We start from the raw sequence: 1,608 nt of genomic DNA, 5'->3' as shown, positions 1-1,608 counted from the left end.
TAAAGCTCGCCCACCGCCCCGAATGGAACCGGCGCGCCATGGCCGTCCAGAAGATACACCCGCGTGTTCGCAATCGGACGGCCGATCGGGACAACTGACCCGTCAAAATCAGCCGGGCAATTCCAGGCCGTCGCGTCGATAGCTGCTTCCGTGGGACCATATAGATTGTGCAGGCCGGTCCAAGGCAATATGCGCCGAACCTTGTGCGCAAGGGGGGCAGCAAGTGCCTCACCACTACACATGAGACGCTGCAGCGATGTGCAGCGATCAACACCCTTCGTGTCCATAAAGTTGACCAGCATGGATGGTACGAAATGTGCCGTGGTGATGCTTTGGCCGACTACCAAGTTTACAAGCGCTTCGGGATCTTTGTGTGCAGCCGGAGGCGCCAGCACCAGGGTCGCCCCTTCAAGCAACGTCCAGAAGAATTCCCAGGCCGAGACGTCGAAGCCAAAAGGCGTCTTCTGCAAGACGACATCAGTCGCATTGAGAGCGTAGGCTTTTTGCATCCAGATCAGGCGATTGACAATAGCCCGATGCTCGTTCTGTGCCCCTTTGGGCGCTCCGGTTGAGCCTGATGTGTAGATGACGTAGGCGAGATGGCGGGGGGTGAGGCCGAGGGCGTGGCAACCGGGATCGGAACCGGGAAGCCCGGCCCAGGCGGACGTGTCCGTCTCCAGATCGACCACCGTCACAGCGGCCATCGCCGCGGCGCCGAGGGCTTCGCGGCCGGCCGCATCGGCCAGCAGCAGCGGCGGGGCGGCATCATCCAGGATCTGGATCAGCCGGGCCGATGGATAGGCCGGATCGAGCGGCAGATAGGCACCGCCCGCCTTGAGGATCGCCAAAAGCCCCACCACCATCGCCACGCTGCGCTCCAGGCAGATCGCCACCGGCTGGTCCGGCCTGACCCCGAGCCCGATCAGGTGATGCGCCAGCCGGTTGGCCCGCGCGTTGAGCTCGCCATAGCTCAGGCGCTCGTCCTCATGGACCACCGCCACCGCATCGGGGGCGCGCCGCACCTGCTGCTCGAACAGTTCATGGATGCACCGGTCCGACGGATAAGGCGCCGCCGTCCGGTTCAGCTCCTCCAGCAGGTAGGCGCGCTCGTCGGAGGGCAGGATGTCGATGCGGCCGACCGGCTGGCCTGCATCGGCGACCATCGCCCGCAGCAGCGCCAGCAGATAATTACGCTGCCGCTCGATCGTCGCCTGGTCGAACAGCGCCGTCGCATAGCCAAAGCTTCCGGCGATCTCCTCGCCACGCTCGCAAAGGCTCAGCTCCAGATCGAACTTGACCTGATCATACCCATCCCCGGCAGCCTCCACACTCAGCCCCGGCAGGTCCAATGACCCGACGGCGTTGTTCTGCCAGGCCAACATCACCTGGAACAGCGGCGTGTGATCAAGATGCCGTGGCGGCTGCACGATCTCCACCACCTGCTCGAATGGCAGATCCTGATGCTCCTGCGCTGCCAGCGCTATGCGCCGCGTCCGCTCCAGAAGCTCCGCCACGCTCGGCTGGCCCGACAGGTCCAGCCGAAGCGCCAGGGTGTTGACGAAGAAGCCGATCAACTCTTCGATCTCGCGCCGGCCTCGATTGGCGCTC

At 64.3% G+C, this 1,608-nt stretch carries 1 protein-coding gene; it reads right to left on the bottom strand.

What is annotated here, in order from left to right:
* On the bottom strand, positions 1-1,608 hold a 1,608-nt coding region (locus tag NKH19_RS33230; RefSeq protein WP_352983929.1), incomplete at both ends, for a non-ribosomal peptide synthetase.

The organism is Mesorhizobium sp. M1338, from assembly GCF_040318045.1.
Taxonomy (GTDB): domain Bacteria; phylum Pseudomonadota; class Alphaproteobacteria; order Rhizobiales; family Rhizobiaceae; genus Mesorhizobium.
This window is presented reverse-complemented; position numbering and strand designations above follow the sequence as displayed.